The sequence below is a fragment of the Pseudomonas orientalis genome (assembly GCF_022807995.1).
Taxonomy (GTDB): Bacteria; Pseudomonadota; Gammaproteobacteria; order Pseudomonadales; family Pseudomonadaceae; genus Aquipseudomonas; species Aquipseudomonas orientalis_B.
The window spans coordinates 5,112,814-5,131,622 of sequence record NZ_CP094351.1; the positions used below are offsets into that span (position 1 = coordinate 5,112,814).

General features: G+C 62.9%; 20 protein-coding genes and 2 pseudogenes. 9 read left to right on the forward strand and 13 right to left on the reverse strand.

The features are described 5' to 3' along the window. Positions 1-77: 77 nt before the first annotated feature. Positions 78-1,951 (forward strand): annotated as a pseudogene (locus MRY17_RS22860) (TonB-dependent receptor domain-containing protein). A gap of 552 nt (positions 1,952-2,503) precedes the next feature. Here the strand turns inward: MRY17_RS22860 and MRY17_RS22865 are convergent. The 11 genes from MRY17_RS22865 to nrdR all read right to left on the reverse strand — a co-directional run bounded on the left by MRY17_RS22865 (position 2,504) and on the right by nrdR (position 10,766). Continuing rightward, positions 2,504-3,289, reverse strand: coding sequence for a cobalamin-binding protein (locus MRY17_RS22865; RefSeq protein ID WP_191953566.1), 786 nt, complete (start codon positions 3,287-3,289; stop codon positions 2,504-2,506). Then, on the reverse strand, positions 3,286-3,705 hold the full coding sequence (locus MRY17_RS22870; RefSeq protein WP_181283541.1) for a nuclear FMR1 interacting 1 family protein: 420 nt from the start codon (positions 3,703-3,705) through the stop codon (positions 3,286-3,288). Before MRY17_RS22870 ends, MRY17_RS22865 begins: the two co-directional genes overlap by 4 nt. Further along, positions 3,702-4,319 carry a GTP cyclohydrolase II gene (ribA, locus tag MRY17_RS22875; protein WP_057724861.1) on the reverse strand — a complete coding sequence of 206 codons (618 nt, stop codon included), beginning with the start codon at positions 4,317-4,319 and terminating at the stop codon, positions 3,702-3,704. Before ribA ends, MRY17_RS22870 begins: the two co-directional genes overlap by 4 nt. A gap of 218 nt (positions 4,320-4,537) precedes the next feature. After that, positions 4,538-5,260, reverse strand: coding sequence for a substrate-binding periplasmic protein (locus MRY17_RS22880; RefSeq protein ID WP_181283542.1), 723 nt, complete (start codon positions 5,258-5,260; stop codon positions 4,538-4,540). Between the two features lie 54 nt (positions 5,261-5,314). Beyond that, a complete protein-coding gene (thiL, locus tag MRY17_RS22885) occupies positions 5,315-6,280 on the reverse strand; it encodes a thiamine-phosphate kinase (protein WP_243352915.1) in 966 nt (321 codons plus the stop codon). An 18-nt stretch (positions 6,281-6,298) separates the two neighbouring features. Continuing rightward, positions 6,299-6,799: a transcription antitermination factor NusB gene (nusB, locus tag MRY17_RS22890; RefSeq protein WP_065888385.1), complete on the reverse strand. Its 501-nt coding sequence runs from the start codon at positions 6,797-6,799 to the stop codon at positions 6,299-6,301. Next, positions 6,796-7,272, reverse strand: coding sequence for a 6,7-dimethyl-8-ribityllumazine synthase (gene ribH, locus MRY17_RS22895; RefSeq protein ID WP_003194576.1), 477 nt, complete (start codon positions 7,270-7,272; stop codon positions 6,796-6,798). Before ribH ends, nusB begins: the two co-directional genes overlap by 4 nt. Positions 7,273-7,360: 88 nt before the next feature. Next, complete coding sequence (gene ribBA, locus MRY17_RS22900; protein WP_124359997.1) at positions 7,361-8,452, reverse strand: bifunctional 3,4-dihydroxy-2-butanone-4-phosphate synthase/GTP cyclohydrolase II; 1,092 nt, start codon at positions 8,450-8,452, stop codon at positions 7,361-7,363. A gap of 15 nt (positions 8,453-8,467) precedes the next feature. Further along, the gene (locus MRY17_RS22905) at positions 8,468-9,130 is read right to left on the reverse strand and encodes a riboflavin synthase (RefSeq protein WP_057724856.1); all 663 of its coding nucleotides are present in this window, start codon (positions 9,128-9,130) and stop codon (positions 8,468-8,470) included. 47 nt (positions 9,131-9,177) lie between these two features. Further along, positions 9,178-10,305 carry a bifunctional diaminohydroxyphosphoribosylaminopyrimidine deaminase/5-amino-6-(5-phosphoribosylamino)uracil reductase RibD gene (gene ribD / locus MRY17_RS22910; protein WP_181283545.1) on the reverse strand — a complete coding sequence of 376 codons (1,128 nt, stop codon included), beginning with the start codon at positions 10,303-10,305 and terminating at the stop codon, positions 9,178-9,180. Further along, entirely contained in the window at positions 10,302-10,766 is a 465-nt protein-coding gene (nrdR, locus tag MRY17_RS22915) for a transcriptional regulator NrdR (RefSeq protein WP_124434181.1), read from the reverse strand. The genes ribD and nrdR overlap by 4 nt, the downstream gene beginning before the upstream one ends. A 141-nt stretch (positions 10,767-10,907) precedes the next feature. On the opposite strand from nrdR, the gene MRY17_RS22920 reads away from it, so the two are divergent. The 3 genes from MRY17_RS22920 (at position 10,908) to trxA (ending at position 13,039) form a co-directional block, all read left to right on the forward strand. Next, positions 10,908-11,363, forward strand: coding sequence for a YbaY family lipoprotein (locus MRY17_RS22920; RefSeq protein WP_181283546.1), 456 nt, complete (start codon positions 10,908-10,910; stop codon positions 11,361-11,363). Continuing rightward, positions 11,360-12,016: a class I SAM-dependent methyltransferase gene (locus MRY17_RS22925; protein ID WP_243352916.1), complete on the forward strand. Its 657-nt coding sequence runs from the start codon at positions 11,360-11,362 to the stop codon at positions 12,014-12,016. The genes MRY17_RS22920 and MRY17_RS22925 overlap by 4 nt, the downstream gene beginning before the upstream one ends. 150 nt (positions 12,017-12,166) lie before the next feature. Further along, positions 12,167-13,039, forward strand: coding sequence for a thioredoxin (gene trxA / locus MRY17_RS22930; protein WP_191953571.1), 873 nt, complete (start codon positions 12,167-12,169; stop codon positions 13,037-13,039). A gap of 104 nt (positions 13,040-13,143) precedes the next feature. On the opposite strand, the gene MRY17_RS22935 is transcribed toward trxA, so the two are convergent. Then, on the reverse strand, positions 13,144-13,488 hold the full coding sequence (locus tag MRY17_RS22935; protein WP_243352917.1) for a hypothetical protein: 345 nt from the start codon (positions 13,486-13,488) through the stop codon (positions 13,144-13,146). A gap of 130 nt (positions 13,489-13,618) precedes the next feature. Between MRY17_RS22935 and MRY17_RS22940 the strand changes: the two genes are divergently transcribed. The 5 genes from MRY17_RS22940 (at position 13,619) to MRY17_RS22960 (ending at position 17,675) form a co-directional block, all read left to right on the forward strand. Further along, positions 13,619-14,236 (forward strand): DUF2796 domain-containing protein, encoded by a 618-nt coding sequence (locus MRY17_RS22940; protein ID WP_243352918.1) that lies wholly within the window; start codon positions 13,619-13,621, stop codon positions 14,234-14,236. Between the two features lie 6 nt (positions 14,237-14,242). Continuing rightward, complete coding sequence (locus tag MRY17_RS22945; protein WP_181283550.1) at positions 14,243-14,953, forward strand: ABC transporter ATP-binding protein; 711 nt, start codon at positions 14,243-14,245, stop codon at positions 14,951-14,953. A 1-nt stretch (position 14,954) separates the two neighbouring features. Beyond that, positions 14,955-16,220, forward strand: coding sequence for an ABC transporter permease (locus MRY17_RS22950; RefSeq protein WP_057724848.1), 1,266 nt, complete (start codon positions 14,955-14,957; stop codon positions 16,218-16,220). 11 nt (positions 16,221-16,231) lie between these two features. Then, entirely contained in the window at positions 16,232-16,753 is a 522-nt protein-coding gene (locus tag MRY17_RS22955; protein WP_243352919.1) for a DUF3299 domain-containing protein, read from the forward strand. Positions 16,754-16,976: 223 nt separating this feature from the next. Continuing rightward, the gene (locus tag MRY17_RS22960) at positions 16,977-17,675 is read left to right on the forward strand and encodes an OmpW/AlkL family protein (protein ID WP_057724846.1); all 699 of its coding nucleotides are present in this window, start codon (positions 16,977-16,979) and stop codon (positions 17,673-17,675) included. Positions 17,676-17,799: 124 nt separating this feature from the next. Here the strand turns inward: MRY17_RS22960 and MRY17_RS22965 are convergent. Beyond that, a pseudogene (locus MRY17_RS22965) lies at positions 17,800-18,658 on the reverse strand (sugar nucleotide-binding protein). Positions 18,659-18,809: the final 151 nt, after the last annotated feature.

Consider the following 18,809-nt stretch of genomic DNA (forward strand, 5'->3'; position numbering starts at 1 on the left):
TGACTGACACACTGCAATCGGGGGCAAGCCCCCTCCCACATTTGATTGATGCCACCTTCAAACGCTATGGACAGCCCATAAAAAGCCTGTGCCTTGCCCTGCTGCTGCTACCCTGCGCCGATCTGCTCGCCGACACCCGCGACCAGGCTCTCAAGCTCTCCGACGTGGTCATCAGTGCCAACCGCCGGTGCAGGCGCGCAACGACAGCAGCGCCGCCAACAGCGTGTTCACCCGCGCCGATATTGACCGCCTGCAGCCAAGCAGCGTTACCGACCTGCTCAGCCGCGTGCCCGGCGTACAAGTCGCGCCCACAGGCGGCCGTGGCAGTCTGCCGGGCATCTACATTCGCGGTACAAAATCTGCGCAGAGCCTGGTGCTGGTGGACGGCCAGCGCATCGCCAATACCACTTCCGGCGACAGCGGCCTGCAATACCTCAACGTCGACCAGATCGAACGTGTGGAAGTGCTACGTGGTTCACGCTCGGTGATTTACGGCAGCGATGCGATTGGCGGAGTGATTCAGGTGTTCACCCGGCGCAATTCCGAGCAAGGCCTGCAACCGCGCCTGAAACTGGGCGGTGGCAGCCATCAGACCTGGGAGCGCAGCCTGGGCCTGTCGGGCGGCGATGCACAGACGCGCTTCAACCTGGGCGCCAGCCTGGATGAAACCGCCGGCATCAATTCAAGCCATCAGTCGTTCCCCAGCGACAGCGACCACGACGCCTATCGCAATCAGTCCCTGAGCCTGAACCTCAGCCACTCGTTCAGCGACGCGCTGGAGCTGGGCTTCAACCTCCTGGATAACCGCGGCAAGTCGGAATACGACAACAGCTTCGGCCGCTACGACTTCGCGACCGGGCAAAGCTTCGGCCAGAAACCCTACACCGACTACACCGTCAGCAGTGCCAGCGGCTATGCCGACGCCACCTTCAGCGAAGGCTGGCAGTCGCGCCTGGAACTGGGCCACAGCGAAAACCGCGATACCAAGCGCGACACCCTCAGCGATGATTTCAGCGTGTTCAATACCTACCGCGACTCGGTCAACTGGCAGAACGACCTGACGCTGAACGAGCGCAACAGTCTGATCGTCGGTGGCGACTGGTACCAAGACCGCTTCCACGGTTCCACCACCTTTACCGAAGACAGCCGCTGGAACCGTGCCGCCTTTGTGCAGCATCGCTTTCACGGTGACTGGTTTTCCACCGAACTGGGCCTGCGTCGCGACCGGAACCAGCAGTTCGGCGCCCAGAACAGCTGGAGCGGCACGCTGACAGTGCCGATCAACCCTGACAATGACGTGTTGCTCAGCTACAGCGAAGGCTTCCGTGCGCCGACCTTCAACGACTTGTATTACCCCGACACGCAGTACAGCAACCCCAACCTGCAGCCTGAGACTTCAAAAAGCTACGAGGTGCAATGGCGTAGCCAACTGGCGGACAGCACGCGCCTGGAAGCCTCGCTGTACCGCACCAACCTGAGTGACGCGATCATCCTCGACGGCGGCAAGCCGCAGAACGTGGCGTCGGCGCGAATCAATGGTGTCGAAGCGGCGCTCAAGCAGGAGTTGTTTGGCTGGCAAGGCAACCTGGGCGTGTCGTTGATCGACCCGCGTGACCGCGACAGCGGCCATACCCTGGCGCGTCGCGCCCGGCGCACGTTGAACCTGGACCTGGACCGGCAGTTCGATAAGCTCGGTGTGGGTGCAAGCTGGCAGGCGATCAGCAGCAGCTACGATGACGAAGCCAATCGTCATCGCCTGGGCGGCTATGCCTTGCTGGGGCTGCGCAGCAGTTGGGCGTTGAACCGCGAGGTGTCGTTGTCGCTGAAGGTCGATAACGTGCTGGACAAGTCTTACGCGCGGGCGAAGTACAGCTACCTCGAGGGGTATCAGAATTATCGCGAAGCAGGCCGGACGTGGATGCTCGGGGTAACCTGGACACCCGAGATTTGAGTTGCCTGAACCGGCGTCATCGCAGCATAGCTGCCAACACAATTCCAGTCCCCCCAACCCTAACCACGATGCGAAGCGAGCCGCTCCTGATCTTGATCTGCCTTTGATCTTAGGCGCCCCGTTAAACCACGCTGGCCGAACGCAGGCTTGAATCCGTGGGTAACCCGGCAGGACGCCGGGTTAGCCGCACTGGGCCATGGATGGCCCATTGCGGCGGCCCACGGATTCAAGCCGGAGAGAGGGCACACCGAGCCCAAGCGAGGTGCCGAGTGGTGGGGCAAGAGCGTTTTGCTTACTTTTGCGCTTTTCAAAAGTGAGCCGCTGTAAAAGCGGAACCTATAGCAGCCGTGACCGCAGAAACGGATATGTACTCGGTCTGATCCAACATCCTGGTCGACTCGGAGGTCGCCATCGGGGGCAAGCCCCCTCCCACATTTGGACCGGGATCGACACAAAATCCTGGTCGGCCCTGAGGCCGCCATCGGGGGCAAGCCCCCTCCCACCTTTGAAATGCATTCCCCTGTGGGAGATGGCTTGCCTGCGATAGCGATGTCAAAGATCAGGCGCAATCACCTGACACAACCGCGCCACCGCTTCCAGCATCTGCCCACTGGGCCGCTCCAGGCCCTTGTCCGGCACCAACCGCACGCGCGCCGCCATACTTGGCCAGACCTTCCAGGCCTCAAGCTGCGCCTGATCGCCCACCAGGATCAGCTGCGGATCACGCTGCAACACTGACTCAATACTCACCTGCGGCGCCGGCAGTTTCAGCTCATCGAACACATTGCGCGCCCCGCACACCTGCAACGCATCGCTGATGATCTGCTCACCGCCCACGGTGTACAGCGGCTGGTTCCAGACCTGGTAAAACACGCGCAGCGGCTTGACGCGCTGGTAGCGTTGGCGCAGTTCGGCGAGGCGCTGGCGCAGTTGGTCGGCCAACGCCAGGCCGGCATCGGCACGCCCCAATTGCTCGGCAATGGCCTGTACCTGTGTGGTCAGTTGTTCAAGATTATGGGGCTCGGCGACGTACACCGGGATATTCAGGCGCTGCAACTGCTCACGCTGGGCCGGGCCGACGCTGCCGGGCCAGAGCAGGATCAGGTCGGGCTGGAGGCTGAGCAGGCGCTCCATGTCCAACTGGCCGTAACGCCCCACCGATGGCACCTGCGCAAGGACCGACGGCCGCTCGCCGCCATCGAGCACGCCCACCAAGAGGTCGGCAGCGCCCAGTTCGACGACGATTTCAGACAGCGACGGCGCCAGACTGACGACGCGCTCGACCGCCAGCGCCTGAACGCTGAACCCCAGCAGCAGCGCCAGCCAGTAGCGTTTCATCCCAACTGACGCGGAATGCGATAGAGGTAGAACAGCACCGTCGTCGACAGCGCCAGCAAGAACAGTGGTACCGCTTCCAGGCCGACGAACACCGCCAACGCGCCGATCCAGGCCGGTAACGCAGCCACCAGCAAGGCCGTGCGCCGACGCGCCGCGAGGGCGATCCAGGCGGCGGGCTCTTCAGGGGTGTCGAGGGCTTTGGAGGTGGCGATCAGCGCGTGTTTATAGGCGTGAAAATAACGCAAGCTGAGAAACATCGAGGCCACGCCGGCAATAAAGAACGGCATGGCCAGCACGGGAAGCAAGGACTCGGCGCGGCCGAACACCAGGTTGATCACAAACAGTGGAAGCAACGCCAGGGCCAGGTACTGCCACCAGTTAAAGGACAGTCGCCGCTTTACCTGGCCGCGGGTCACGCGCGGTCGACCTCGCCCTGATGCTCGTTGCCCATCATGTGGTCGAGCTTGCTGGCTTTGGTGGCCAGGTACAGTTTGTTGTGCGGGTTGTGCCCGGTGTGCAGCGGCACGCGCTCGGCCACGGTGATGCCCATTTCGGTCAAGGCTTTGACCTTGCGCGGGTTGTTGGTCATCAGGCGCAACGACTTCACGCCCAGATGCTCGAGCATCGGCAGGCAGATAGCGTAGTCACGCTGGTCGGCGGCGAAGCCCAGGCGCTCGTTGGCTTCCACGGTGTCGGCACCGCCATCTTGCAATTCATAGGCGCGGATCTTGTTCAACAGACCGATGCCACGGCCTTCCTGACGCAAGTACAGCAGCACCCCACGGCCTTCACGGGCGATAGCCTGCAACGCGGCTTCCAATTGCGAACCGCAGTCGCAACGCTGGCTGAACAGCGCGTCGCCGGTCAGGCATTCGGAATGCACGCGGCCCAGCACCGGTGCACCATCAGCGATATCGCCCAGGCTGAGCACAACGTGCTCGCGCCCGGTGGCTTCTTCGAGAAAGCCATGCATGGTGAATGTGGCAAAGGGGGTAGGCAGCTTGGAAGCGGCGACGAAAACGACGGGCACCGTGTGCTCCTGATTTCAGATTTCACAGAGGCAGGCATTGTAACAGCAGGTTCCTACCGACGCTTAAGCTGAATGATCGCTGATAAAGATCAATAGGTTCGATTGGCCTTTGGATTGATTCTATGCAGGAGCGAGCTTGCTCGCGAAAGTCGTCAACGATGACGCGGGCATCCTGGGTGAACGCGGCGTTTATGAGTTTTTCGCGAGCAAGCTCGCTCCTACAAGGGGTAGGGCTGTTTCCAACGGTCGAAAATCGCTTTCAACTCACCGCTCTTGACCAGGCTGGCCAGACGCTGGTCATACACGGCCATCAATGCCCTGCCGCGCTCGGTGTCGGCAAAGCCTACATAGAGCGGCAGTTCAGCAATATGGGTGAGTTTGAACAGTGCCGGGTCTTGCGCCTGGCTGAGCACGTATTTGGCCTCGGTAAGGGCATCGATATAGAAATCGGCACGGCCGTGTTGCAGCATCGGCAGAATGCCGCTGCGCCGCTCGATCTGGTTAAAGCGCTGCACGTTGGGCAGGTACCCCTCGTATTTGTAACCACGCACCCAGGCCAGGCGGTACTTGCCCAAGGTCGCCAGGGTCGGCGTGGGTGCAGTGGCCAACCCGAGGGCGTAGACATGATCGGCGTCGAAATTCCAGCGCGGGTACAGCACACCACTGGCCTCCTCGCGATAGGTGCCGACACAACCATCCACTTCACCACGCTGAGCCAGGCCAATCGAGCGGGTGTAGGGCACGCTGCGGGTGTGCACGGTGATGCCAGCCGGTTCAAAGACTTGGCGCAACAGGTCCCAGGCCAGGCCGCTGCCATCTTGGTTGGTGTAGTCGTTCCATTCCTCACTGGCCAGCACGATTTTGCCGGGCACCGGAACGTCCGCCTGGGCCAGGGAAGCGAAGGTACACAGCACGATCAGCAGCCAGCGGCATGCAGCCATAGTCACGGCCTCTTACTCGGGAAAATCGTATAAAGGGTAGCGCAGACCGCCGGCTCAGGGCGTCTGGCGAAAATGCTGGTAGCCGCGCACAGCCGGAGTGATGTCCTGGCCATCGACGTCGAGCAGCGTCACGCCCTGCCCCGCTTCGACTCGGCCGATCACATGTATCGGCCAACCATCCGCCTGCAACGGCGCCAACTCGGACGGTGGCAAGGTGAACGCCAGCACGTAGTCGTCGCCCCCGCTCAACGCCGCCACTTGAGCCTGGTCTTCACCAACAAACGCCAGCAAGGCCTCGGACAACGGCAACCGGTGGCGCTCAACCACCAGGCGCACCGCCGACGCCTTGGCGATATGCCCGCAATCGGCCAGCAGCCCATCAGAGATATCCATCGCCGCAGTCGCCTTGCCCCGCAGCGCAAGCCCCAGGGCCAGCTGCGGTTGCGGCGACCAGTAATGCGCCAGCAGCGGCTCGGCGATTGCTGCGTCAGCCGTGCGTTGCCCCAATACCAGCGGCAAGGCGCCAGCGGCATTGCCCAGCTCGCCGCCCACACACAGCAAATCACCTGGCTGTGCACCGCTGCGTGTCAAGGCCTGGCCAGCCGGCACACGGCCGAACACCGTCAGGGTCAGGCTCAGCGGCCCACGGGTGGTATCGCCGCCCACCAAGCCCACGCCGCAGCTTTGCGCCATGGTGTTCAAGCCTTGGGCATAGCGTTGCAGCCAATCGTCTTCGACGCTCGGTGTGGTCAGGGCAAGGGTAAAGGCAAGAGGATGGGCGCCCATGGCGGCCAGGTCGCTCACCGCCACGGCCAGCGAGCGCTGGCCGAGCAGGAACGGGTCACAGGGGTCGGCAAAATGCACGCCGGCCACTAACGTGTCAGTAGAAACCGCCAGCTGGTCCCCGGCGGGGAGCGTCAGCAAGGCGCAGTCGTCGCCGATCCCCAGGGCAATGCCTTCGCCACCTTGCGCACAGGGCGCGGCGGCGAAATAGTTGCGGATCAGCTCGAACTCACCCATCGAGGACTCAAGCGCGACTTAGCGCTTGTGTTCCTTGACTTCGGCTTCACGCAGGCGCGGGGCCAGCTTGTCGAGCACGCCATTGACGAACTTGTGCCCGTCGGTCGAACCGTAGACTTTCGCCAGTTCGATGCCTTCGTTGATCACCACGCGGTACGGCACGTCGACGCGCTTGAGCAGTTCCCAGGTGGACAGGCGCAGCACGGCCAGTTCAACCGGGTCCAGCTCTTCGAGGGTCAGGTCCAGGCAGGGCGCCAAGGCCTTGTCGATCTCGTCCAGGTTGGCCGGAACACCGTGCAGGATGTCGTGGAAATAGCTCTGGTCGGCGAAGGTGAAATCGTTATCGACGCGAAATTGCGCTTCGATTTCGTTCAGCGCAGTGCCGGCCATGTGGCGCTGGTACAGCGCCTGGGTCGCCAGCTGGCGCGCAGCACGGCGCTTTTCGCTTTTCGAAGGCTTGCCGGCGTCGGCTGGACGCTCGTCGCGTGGGTTGAAACGATCGCTCTCGTCGGAAATCACTTGGCCTCCAACTGCGACAGCAGGCTGACCATTTCCAGGGCGGACAGGGCAGCTTCAGCGCCTTTGTTACCGGCCTTGGTGCCGGAGCGCTCGATGGCTTGCTCGATGGAGTCAACGGTCAGCACGCCGAACGCGACGGGCACGCCGAACTCCATGGACACCTGGGCCAGGCCCTTGGTGCATTCGCCGGCCACGTATTCGAAGTGCGGGGTACCGCCACGAATGACCGCGCCCAGGGCGATGATCGCCGCGTATTCACCCTGCTGGGCAACCTTTTGCGCAACCAGTGGAATTTCGAAGGCGCCAGGGGCACGGATAAGGGTGATGTCGCTCTCGCTCACGCCGTGGCGAACCAGGGCGTCAACGGCACCGCTTACCAGGCTTTCAACCACGAAGCTGTTGAAGCGGCCGACCACCAGGGCATAGCGGCCTTTGGGGGCGATGAAGGTACCTTCGATGGTCTTCAGGGTCATTCGACAAATCTCTTAAAGAGCCGGGACGCGAAAAGTGCGTCCCTCAGTGATGATTTAACCGCGAACAAGGGGCAAAAATCGCCAGCCTTTATTCGGAGGGCACGTATTCTACAACTTCCAGGTCGAATCCGGATATCGCATTAAATTTCATCGGTGCGCTCATCAGGCGCATTTTGCGCACACCGAGGTCGCGCAGGATCTGCGAACCGGCACCGACGATGCTGTAGGTGGTCGGTTTTTTCACCGGCACGTGATCGGCCGTTTCGCGGATATGCGCCAGCAGTGCATCGCCGTCCACCGGGTGACCGAGCAACAGCACCACGCCACTGCCCGCCTCGGACACCGCCGCCATGGCGGCACGCAGGCTCCAGCGCCCGGGTTGCTTGACCATCAGCAAGTCGCGCAGCGGGTCCATGTTGTGCACGCGCACCAGGGTCGGCTCGTCGGCGCAAATGTTGCCCAGGGTCAGGGCCATGTGCACGTCGCCCTCCACTGAATCACGGTAGGTCACCAGATTGAATTGGCCCAGCTCACTGTCCAGCGGCTGCTCGGCAATCCGCTGAACGGTACGTTCGTGAATCATGCGGTAGTGGATCAGGTCGGCAATGGTGCCGACCTTGAGGTTGTGTTCGGCGGCAAAGGCTTCGAGTTCACTGCGACGGGCCATGGTGCCGTCGTCGTTCATCACCTCGCAGATCACCCCGCTCGGCTCGAAACCGGCCATGCGCGCCAGATCGCAGGCCGCCTCGGTGTGACCGGCGCGAGCGAGGGTGCCGCCCGGCTGGGCCATCAGCGGGAAGATGTGGCCGGGGCTGACGATGTCTTCGGCCTTGGCGTCTTTCGCAGCGGCAGCCTGCACGGTGCGCGCACGGTCGGCGGCGGAGATGCCGGTGGTGACGCCGGTGGTCGCTTCAATCGATACGGTGAACTTGGTGCCGAACCCCGAGCCATTGCGCGGTGCCATCAGCGGCAGCTTGAGCAATTCGCAGCGTTCACGGCTCATGGGCATGCAGATCAAACCACGGGCGTGCTTGGCCATGAAGTTGATGTGCTCGGGCTTGCACGCTTCGGCGGCCATGATGATGTCGCCTTCGTTCTCGCGATCTTCGTCATCCATCAGGATGACCATCTTGCCTTGGCGGATGTCTTCAACCAGTTCTTCGATGCTATTGAGCGCCACGCGGCACCCCCTTGGTCAGGATTTCAGGTAGCCGTTAGCGGCCAGAAAACTTTCGGTGATGTTGCCTGATGCAGGCTCTGCGGCCTTTTCGCCCAGCAACAGGCGCTCCAGGTAACGGGCAAGCAAGTCCACTTCCAGGTTCACCCGCCGGCCTGGCTGGTAGGAGGCCATGATGGTTTCGCTGAGGGTGTGGGGAATGATGGTCAGTTCGAATTCGGCGCCATTGACGGCGTTCACGGTCAGGCTGGTGCCGTCGACGGTGATCGAGCCTTTGTGGGCGATGTACTTGGCCAGCTCTTTCGGCGCGCGGATACGAAATTCCACGGCGCGCGCGTTTTCGCTGCGGGCCACCACTTCGCCGACGCCGTCGACATGCCCGCTGACCAGGTGGCCGCCCAGGCGCGTGGTCGGCGTCAGGGCTTTTTCCAGGTTGACCGGGCTGCCTGCCTTGAGGTCGTTCATCGCGGTGCAGTCCAGGGTCTCGCGGCTGACATCGGCGGCGAAGCCGTTGCCCGGCAGCTCGACGACGGTCAGGCACACACCGCTGACGGCGATGCTGTCGCCCAGTTTGACGTCGCCCAGATCCAGCTTGCCGGTTTCAACCAGCAGGCGAATGTCGCCGCCTTTGGGGGTCATTGCGCGGATGCTGCCGATGGACTCGATGATGCCGGTGAACATGTCGTTCTCCTGAAAACGGGGGCTGACGCTCAAGCGCAGGCCGGGAATTATACGCACACTGCCGAAAGCGGGACGGCGGTGACTCGCCAGTCGTCGCCCACGGCACGCATGTCAGTGATCTTGAGTTGGGGCGCGTCGGCCAGCTTCTCAAGCGGCCAGTCCAGCAAAGGCCGGGCAGCGGAGCCAAGGAACTTGCCGGCGACGAAAATCACGTACTCGTCGACCAGCCCTTGCTGGGCAAACGCGCCCGCCAGGCTTGGGCCCGCTTCAACCAGCACGTCGTTGACGCCACGGGCGGCGAGTGCCACCAGCGCTGAACGCAGGTCGACCTGGCCCTCCACGCCCGGTACCACCAGGCACTCGGGGCCACGGGGGAACTGGTTTTCCGGGGTTACGCAGGTGATGACCAGAGCCGGGCCGGCCTTGAAGAACGGCGCGTTGAGCGGCACCCGCAGGCGGCCGTCGATCAACACGCGCAGCGGCGGGCGCGACATGGCCAGGGCGGTGGTCTCTGCATCCAGGCCCAGTTCGGCGGCGCGTACGGTCAGGCGGGCGCCGTCAGCCAGCACCGTATCGGCGCCGGTCAGCACCACGCTCGCTTCGGCGCGCAGGCGCTGCACGGCGGCACGTGCGGCGGGGCCGGTGATCCATTGGCTTTCGCCGCTGGCCATGGCGGTGCGCCCGTCCAGGCTCATCGCCAGCTTGACCCGCACAAACGGCAGGCCGTGTTCCATGCGCTTGAGAAAGCCAGGGTTCAGCGCGCGCGCTTGGGACTCGAGCACGCCGCTACGAATTTCGATCCCGGCCTGGGCCAGACGCTGCATGCCGCGGCCCGCCACTTCCGGATTGGGGTCCTGCATGCCGGCTACTACCCGCGCCACACCGGCGCTCACCAGTGCATCGGCGCACGGCGGTGTACGGCCATGATGGCTGCAGGGTTCGAGGGTCACGTACACCGTGGCGCCACGGGCCTTGTCACCGGCGGCGCGCAAGGCATTCGGCTCGGCATGGGGCTCGCCGGTGCGCTCATGCCAGCCTTCGCCGACAATCTGCCCGTCACGCACAATCACGCAGCCCACCCGGGGGTTGGGATGGGTGGTGTACAGGCCCTTGCGCGCCAATTCGAGGGCGCGCGCCATGTAATGGGCGTCGAGGACTGCCTGTTCAGACGTCATTGCTTGGAAGGCTCACGGGCCAGGCGGTCGATCTCTTCGCGGAACTCATTGAGGTCCTGGAAGCGTCGGTACACCGAGGCAAAACGGATATAGGCGACTTCGTCGAGCTTTTGCAGCTCGCCCATCACCAACTCGCCCACCACCAGGCTCTTGACCTCACGCTCGCCGGTCGCCCGCAGCTTGTGCTTGATATGCGCCAGCGCCGCTTCCAGGCGCTCGACACTCACCGGGCGTTTTTCCAGGGCGCGCTGCATACCGGCGCGCAGTTTGTCTTCGTCGAAAGGCTGGCGGCTGCCGTCGGACTTGATCAGGCGCGGCAATACCAGTTCGGCGGTTTCGAAGGTGGTGAAACGTTCACCACAGGCCAGGCATTCGCGCCGGCGACGCACTTGATCGCCCTCGGCGACCAGACGCGAGTCAATGACCTTGGTGTCGTTGGCACCGCAGAAGGGACAGTGCATGGTTGGCAGGCAACAAATAAAGGGAGGGCCATGGTAGCGCATCCCCGTCGCAAGACAAGCCATAGCCTTTACGGTATATAGGCAGGCCTATATGTTTCTATTTTTTTAAGCCACGGATTTTGCCCTTTTCTGGAGCCGTACATGCAGTTACGACCACTTGCCCTGCTCGCCCTGTTCAGTTTTCTGGTCGCCTGCAGCAGCGAAGCCCCCAAGCCGGCCGCACCTCAGCCAACACCCGCACAAGAGAAAAAAGTCCCCGGCATCGAAGAGTTGGGCCCCCTGCCCGCCTACCAGCGTGAAATCAGCGGCAACCTGACCAATGTGCCGGCCGGCGCCGAAGTCGAGCTTGCCCTGTTGGTGATCGACGACCGTTCGCGCCCGCAACAACTGCTCGCCAGCAGCGTATTGACCGGCAACGGCAAGCCCCTGGCCTTTCGCCTGCGCTTCAACCCAGAAGCATTCCCGGCCGGTGCGCGGGTTGAATTGCGCGGTCGCGCCAGCCAGTCCGGCCAGTTGATCCTGCACCTGCCCGCCGTGCGCATCACCCAGGCGATCACCCAGACCACCGGCCCCCTGCAACTCGTCAAGGCGCCATGACGCCACCGCTGCACCTGCAACGCGCCCTCAGCGAGTTGATCGGCGACGCACACCTGGTGCCCTGCCCGCTGCCGGGCACCGAACTGTCGTTGTGGTTGCTCGACGCCGACAACATGGACCGCGCCTTCAGCCAGGAAGAAACCCGGCGCATCCTGCATGAGCCGCCCTACTGGAGCTTCTGCTGGGCCAGCGGCCTGGCGCTGGCGCGCTATCTGGCGGCGAACCCTGCGTGGGTGGCGGGCAAGCGCGTGCTGGATTTCGGCACCGGTTCCGGCGTGGCCGCGATTGCGGCCGTCAAGGCCGGGGCGTTGGAGGTGGTGGCGTGCGACCTTGATCCACTGGCGCTGGCGGCTTGCCGGGCAAATGCCGAACTCAACGCGGTGGCACTGAGTTATTCAACCGACTTCTTTGCCGAGGCCAATCGCTTCGACCTGATCCTGGTGGCCGACGTGCTTTACGACCGCGCCAACCTGCCGCTGCTGGACCAGTTCCTGACCCGTGGCCGCGAAGCGCTGGTGGCGGACTCGCGGGTGCGTGACTTCCAGCATCCGGATTATCAGCGGCTGGACATCCTCGAGGCGCTGACCCTGCCGGACCTGGCCGAGCCGTGGGAGTTTCGCAAGGTGAGCCTGTACCATTCGCGGCGTCCTTGAGGCCATCGCGGGCAAGCCCGCTCCCACAGGGAATGCATTTCAACTAGGAGAGCGGGTTCGTCTGCGACAAGGTCTTGAGTCCACGATGCTTTCAGCCAACCGCGCCAGCCCTTATAGTTGCCCCCATTCCCGCTTTATTCGAGACGCCTCATGAGTGAGCCCACGCCGTACATCTTTGACGTCACCACCGCCAACTTCGAGCAGGCGGTGATTCAGAACTCTTTCGAAAAACCGGTGCTGGTGGATTTCTGGGCCGAGTGGTGCGCGCCATGCAAGGCGCTGATGCCGATGCTGGCGCAGATTGCCGAGAGTTACCGCGGTGAGTTGCTGCTGGCCAAGGTCGATTGCGAAGCCGAGCAGGATATCGTTGCGCGTTTCGGTATCCAGAGCCTGCCGACGGTGGTGCTGTTCAAGGACGGTCAGCCAGTGGATGGGTTTGCCGGGGCGCAGCCGGAGTCGGCGGTGCGGGCGATGCTCGAGCCCCATGTGCAGATGCCGCCACCGGCTGCGGCCGATCCGCTGGAGCAGGCCCAGGCGTCGTTTGCCGAGGGCCGCATCAGCGATGCCGAAGCCATGCTGGTTGCGCTGCTGGGCGAAGACAACACCAACGCCGCGGCGCTGATCCTCTACGCCCGCTGCCTGGCCGAGCGCGGTGAACTGGATGAAGCCCAAACCGTGCTGGACGCGGTAAAAAGCGATGACCACAAGGCCGCACTCGCCGGGGCCAAGGCGCAGATCACCTTCCTGCGCCAGGCTGCCGACCTGCCGGACGCCGCCGACCTGAAAAGCCGTCTGGCGCAGAACCCGCAGGATGACGAAGCGGCCTATCAGTTGAGCATTCAACAACTGGCGCGCCAGCAATACGACGCCGCGCTGGAAGGCCTGCTCAAGCTGTTTGTCCGCAATCGCAGCTACAGCGAAGGCTTGCCACACAAGACCTTGCTGCAGGTGTTCGAACTGCTGGGCAACGATCACCCGCTGGTCACGGTGTACCGCCGCAAACTGTTTGCCGCGCTGTACTAACCCTCACCCTGTAGGAGCGAGCTTGCTCGCGAAGGCCGTCAACGATAACGCGGGCATCCTGAATGAACGCGGTGCCTATGCGTTTTTCGCGAGCAAGCTCGCTCCTACAAAGAATCGATCCAGATGTACAGCGGCGTGTCGGCGCCGCTGGTCACCTTCACCTTGGCGCTGTGACGCAAGCGCACCAGCAGGCGCTTGCCCGCAGCGGCATCGCCGGCCAACCCTTCCAGTTGATCGAGCAGCTCCAGGCCGCTGAGCTGCCCGGCGTTGCGCAACAGGTCCTGGGCGTTCTGCCATAGATCCTCACTTTGCCTGACCGGTACCGCAGTCGACGCAGCCGGCACCGGGGCGGCCTGCAATTGCGCGCCCAGCCGCGCCCAATCGCTGTCGTCCAGCTCCAGGGTCAAGTCCACCGGCAGGTCGCCGACGGTTCCACGAATTCGCAACATCATCCCTACTCCTGCATTTTTCTGACGGGCATGCTCCCATGCAGCTTGCGCAACGCCAAGCGGACGGTCAAACTCTCGGCGTTATTGTTATAAGATCACATAACAAAACTTTCATCTGTGGAGTCCTGTCATGCGCCGTCTGCTGCTTGCTTTGCCGTTTGCCCTGCTGCCTCTGGCTGTCGCCCATGCCCATGAAGATCACGATCATGAGCACGGCAGCCTCGGCGCTCACGAACACGGCGTCGGCCGCCTCAATGCGGTGCTGGACGGCCAGAGCCTGGAGCTTGAGCTGGACAGCCCGGCAATGAACCTGGTGGGTTTCGAACACACAGCCACCAGTGCCGCCGACAAAGCCAAAGTCGCCGCAGCGCGCAAGCAGCTGGAAACTCCGCTGGCACTGTTCAACCTGCCCAAGGCCGCCGGTTGCGTCGTCAGTTCCCAGGAACTCAACAGCCCGCTGTTCGGTGACAAGCCGCAAGCCGATCACGATGATGACAACGATGGCGATGACAATGACCATGCTACCGACGGCAAAGGCGCCGCCGCCCATGAGCATCATCATGACCACAGCGAAATCCATGCTCACTACCAGTTCACCTGCGCCAAGCCAGAGGCACTGAGCAACCTGGACCTGAGCCAGGTGTTCAAGACCTTCCCCGCCACCCGGAAAATTCAGGTACAACTGATCGGCCCGAGCGGCCAGCAAGGTGCTGACGCGACCGCCACTGCAGCCACCCTGAAGTTCTGAGTTCACATGACCGATGCATTGATCGAACTGTCCGACCTTGCCTTCAACTGGCCCGGTCACCCGCAGTTGCTGGACATCCCCGCGTTCCGCCTGGAGCCGGGGGAAACCCTGTTTCTCAAGGGCCCCAGTGGCAGTGGCAAAACCACCTTGCTCGGCTTGCTTGGCGGTGTGCAGAAACCCAGCCGAGGCAGCATTCGCCTGCTCGGCCAGGAGCTGACCGAACTGTCTGCCGGTGCCCGTGACCGCTTCCGCGTGGACCACACCGGCTACATCTTCCAGCAGTTCAACCTGCTGCCGTTTCTGTCGGTGCGCGAAAATGTCGAGCTGCCTTGCCACTTCTCAAAACTGCGCGCACAACGAGCGGCCCAGCGCCACGGCAGTGTGGACCAGGCCGCAGCGACCTTGCTTGCGCACCTGGGTTTGAAAGACCCGGACTTGCTCGAGCGCCGCGCCGATTCGCTGTCCATCGGCCAGCAACAACGGGTGGCCGCCGCCCGGGCGCTGATCGGTCAACCGGAACTGGTGATTGCCGACGAGCCCACCTCGGCCCTCGACTACGACGCCCGCGAAGCATTCATCCAACTGCTGTTCGCCGAATGCCGCGAAGCGGGCGCCAGCCTGTTGTTTGTCAGCCACGACCAAAGCCTGGCGCCGCTGTTCGACCGCAACCTGTCGCTGGCCGAACTTAATCGCGCCGCCATGCCCGCAGAGGTTTGAGATGTATCTGTTTCGTCTGGCCATGGCCAGCCTGGCCAACCGCCGCTTTACCGCCATCCTGACCGCCTTCGCCATCGCGCTTTCCGTGTGCTTGTTGTTGGCGGTGGAACGCGTACGCGTTGAAGCGCGCAACAGCTTCGCCAGCACCATCAGCGGCACCGACCTGATCGTCGGCGCACGCTCGGGCTCGGTGAACCTGCTGCTGTATTCGGTGTTTCGCATCGGCAACGCCACCAATAACATCCGCTGGGACAGCTACGAGCACTTCGCGGCCAATCCCCAGGTGAAATGGGCGATCCCGATTTCCCTCGGCGATTCCCATCGCGGTTACCGGGTGATGGGCACCAACGCCTCCTACTTCGAGCATTACCAGTACGGTCGCAAACAGAACCTTGAACTGGCCAGCGGCCGCGCCTTCGCCACCGACCCGTTCGAGGTAGTGCTCGGCGCCGAGGTGGCCGACGCCCTGCACTACAAGCTCGGCGACAAGCTGGTGCTGGCCCATGGCGTGGCGGTGGTCAGCCTGGTCAAGCACGATGACAAGCCCTTCACCGTGGTTGGCATCCTCAAGCGCACCGGCACGCCGGTGGACCGCACGCTGCATATCAGCCTCGGCGGCATGGAAGCGATCCACATCGACTGGCACAACGGTGTCCCGGCCCAGGGCAAAGGCCGTATCAGCGCCGATCAGGCGCGCAACATGGACCTGACCCCGCAAGCCATCACCGCGTTCATGCTCGGGTTGAACAACAAGATTTCCACCTTCGCGCTGCAACGGGAAATCAATGAATTCCGTGGCGAGCCGATGCTGGCGATCCTGCCGGGCGTGGCGCTGCAAGAGCTGTGGAGCATGATGGGCACGGCCGAAAAAGCCTTGTTCGTGATCTCGTTGTTCGTGGTGCTGACCGGTTTGATCGGCATGCTCACGGCGATCCTCACCAGCCTCAACGAACGCCGCCGCGAGATGGCGATCCTCCGTTCGGTGGGCGCACGCCCGTGGCATATCGCAACGCTGCTGATCTTCGAGGCCTTCGCGCTGGCCCTGTCCGGCGTGGTGGCAGGTCTTGGCTTGCTGTACCTGTGCATTGCCGCATCGCGGGGTTATTTGCAGGCCAACTACGGCCTGGACCTGCCGATGGCATGGCCGAGCGAATATGAATGGACGCTGCTCGCCGGTATCCTGGCGGCGGCGCTGTTGATGGGCAGCGTGCCCGCATGGCGTGCCTATCGCCAGTCGTTGGCCGATGGGCTGTCCATTCGTTTATGAGGAAGCTGTCGATGCGCCGTGCCCTGTTTGCCCTGTTGCTGCTGGTGGCCGTACCTGCCTGGGCCGAGGAGCAGCCCCGGGATTTGTCGTGGCAGGAAATGATCCCACCGGATACGCCACCGGAAGTGCCCAATATGAAACCGCTGCACGACCTGTCGAACATGGCCGATGCCCTGTCCGTCGAGGCCGCGCCCGCCGCCAAACAGGACTTGCCCAACGCGCCGGTGGTGCAGAGCCTGGACGGCCGGCACATTCGCCTGCCGGGGTACATCGTGCCGCTGGAGGTGAGCGAAGAGGGCCGCACCACCGAGTTTCTGCTGGTGCCGTATTTCGGCGCGTGCATCCATGTGCCGCCACCGCCGTCGAACCAGATCGTGCACGTGAAAAGCGAAGTCGGGGTGAAACTCGATGAGCTGTACCAGCCGTACTGGATCGAAGGCGCGATGCAGGTCAAGCCGTCGTCCAGTGAGTTGGCCGATGCCGGTTACCAGATGGATGCCGAAAAGATCTATATGTACGAGCTGGAAGAATAATCACCGCCTGCGAACACACCGAAGATCAAATGTGGGAGGGGGCTTGCCCCCGATAGCGGTGGACCAGTCAATAAATCGTTGACTGACACTCTGCTATCGGGGGCAAGCCCCCTCCCACAGTTTTTTGCGGCGTGGTTAGCCTTTCATTGAGCTGAATCAAAAGATCAGGCGGAACGATCTTTACCATTGGACGTACAACTTTTAACGTCCTTTTGGAGCTCCCATGAACAAGTCTCTGCTCGGCGCGTCCCTCTTCGCGCTCGCCCTCGTCGCCCCTGTCGCCCACGCCCACCAGGCGGGTGACATTCTGGTTCGCGCCGGTGCAATCACCGTGAACCCGAAGGCCGACAGCAGCAGTGTCAAGGTTGACCAGGGCCCATTGGCCGGCGCCAACCTGGGCGGCAAGGCGACCATGAGCAGCGACACCCAACTGGGCTTGAACTTCGCCTACATGATCACCGATCACGTCGGTATCGAACTGCTGGCCGCCACGCCGTTCGAGCATGATGTAAAGATCAAGAACACCGCCCTCGGCGCCGCCAACGGCAAGCTCGGCACACTCAAACACCTGCCGCCGACCCTGAGCGTCGTGTACTACCCGCTGGACCACCAATCGGCGTTCCAACCCTATGTGGGTGCCGGTATCAACTACACTTGGATCTACGACGAACACGTCGGCAGCCGCGCCGAGCAAGCCGGCTTCAGCAACTTCAAGGCCGAGAACTCCTGGGGCTGGGCGGCGCAGATCGGCGCCGACTACATGATCAACGACAAATGGATGATCAACGCCCAGGCGCGTTATATCGACATCAGCACCAAGGCGACTGTGGATAACAACGCGCTGGGCCAGGGCACTCGGGCCAAGGTCAATGTGGATGTCGACCCGATGGTCTACATGGTGGGTATCGGCTACAAGTTCTAAATAACGCTGCATGACAATGTGGGAGGGGGCTTGCCCCCGATAGCAGAGTGTCAGTCGACAATTTATTGACTGGTCCACCGCTATCGGGGGCAAGCCCCCTCCCACATTGGGTTCTATGTTGTTTTCAGGTGTGGCGGTAGAAGCGGTCGAGCAGCGCCGGCAATCCCGCCCGCCATGCCCGTGGCTTGATGCCGAAGGTATGCAGGATTTTCTTGCAGGCCAGCACCGCGTGCTGTGGCTCGTCCGCTGCATCCGGCCGCGCCGCGTGCGCCTGGGCCGTCGGCGACTCGATGGCCAGCGGGTGGAAATTACGCGCTTCGGTGAGGATCGCCTGACCCAGCGCCAGCGGCGTGGTCGCCTCATGACCGGCGTAGTGGTAGGTGCCCCACAGCGGCGCCGCGCAATCGAGTTGCTTGAGCACGGAAATGATCACCCGCGCCGCGACGGTCGTCGGCCATCAACAACTCATCCGGCTGTTCGGCCCGGGCCAGGAAGCGGCCGAGGGTGCCGTCGACGCTGTCATCCAGCAGCCAGCCGAACCGCAGCAGCACATGCTGCGGGCAGGTGGCGCGTACGCTCTGCTCGATACGCCACAACGCCTGGCCGCGCAGGCCCAGGGGTACCGGTTCGTCTTTTTCGCTGTAGGCAGTGGCGCGGGAACCATCGAACACTCGGTAGCTGGACGGTTGCACCAGGGTAATGCTGTGGTGCTGGCACAGTTCGGCCAGGCGTTCGATGGCGAATTCCTGGGAAGCCAGGCGAGTTTCGCTGACGGCTTCGGCCTGGAACCAGTCGAAATAGTAGGCGAGGTTGATCAATGCATCGGGACGTGTGTCGTCGAGCAATTGGGTGAGGCTCGCGGCATCCCAGCCGTCTTGGGGCGGTTTGGGGGCGAGGAAACCGATGTCTTCCTCTGCACCGAGGCGAATCAGCGCCTGCCCGAGGGCATTCCCGCCGCCCAGTAACATAAGGCGCATTCGCATAGATTGAGCAGGCCCGGTCTGTTTGGAACGATGGTTGTTGTCGGCAGGCGCGTGAGCCTTGCCGTAGGTTTATTCCAGAATCGTTGCATTTTGCGGGTTTGTAGCGCAACCGTCACGGACAAAGTAGGTGTTTGCAACTTGTTGGAGCGGC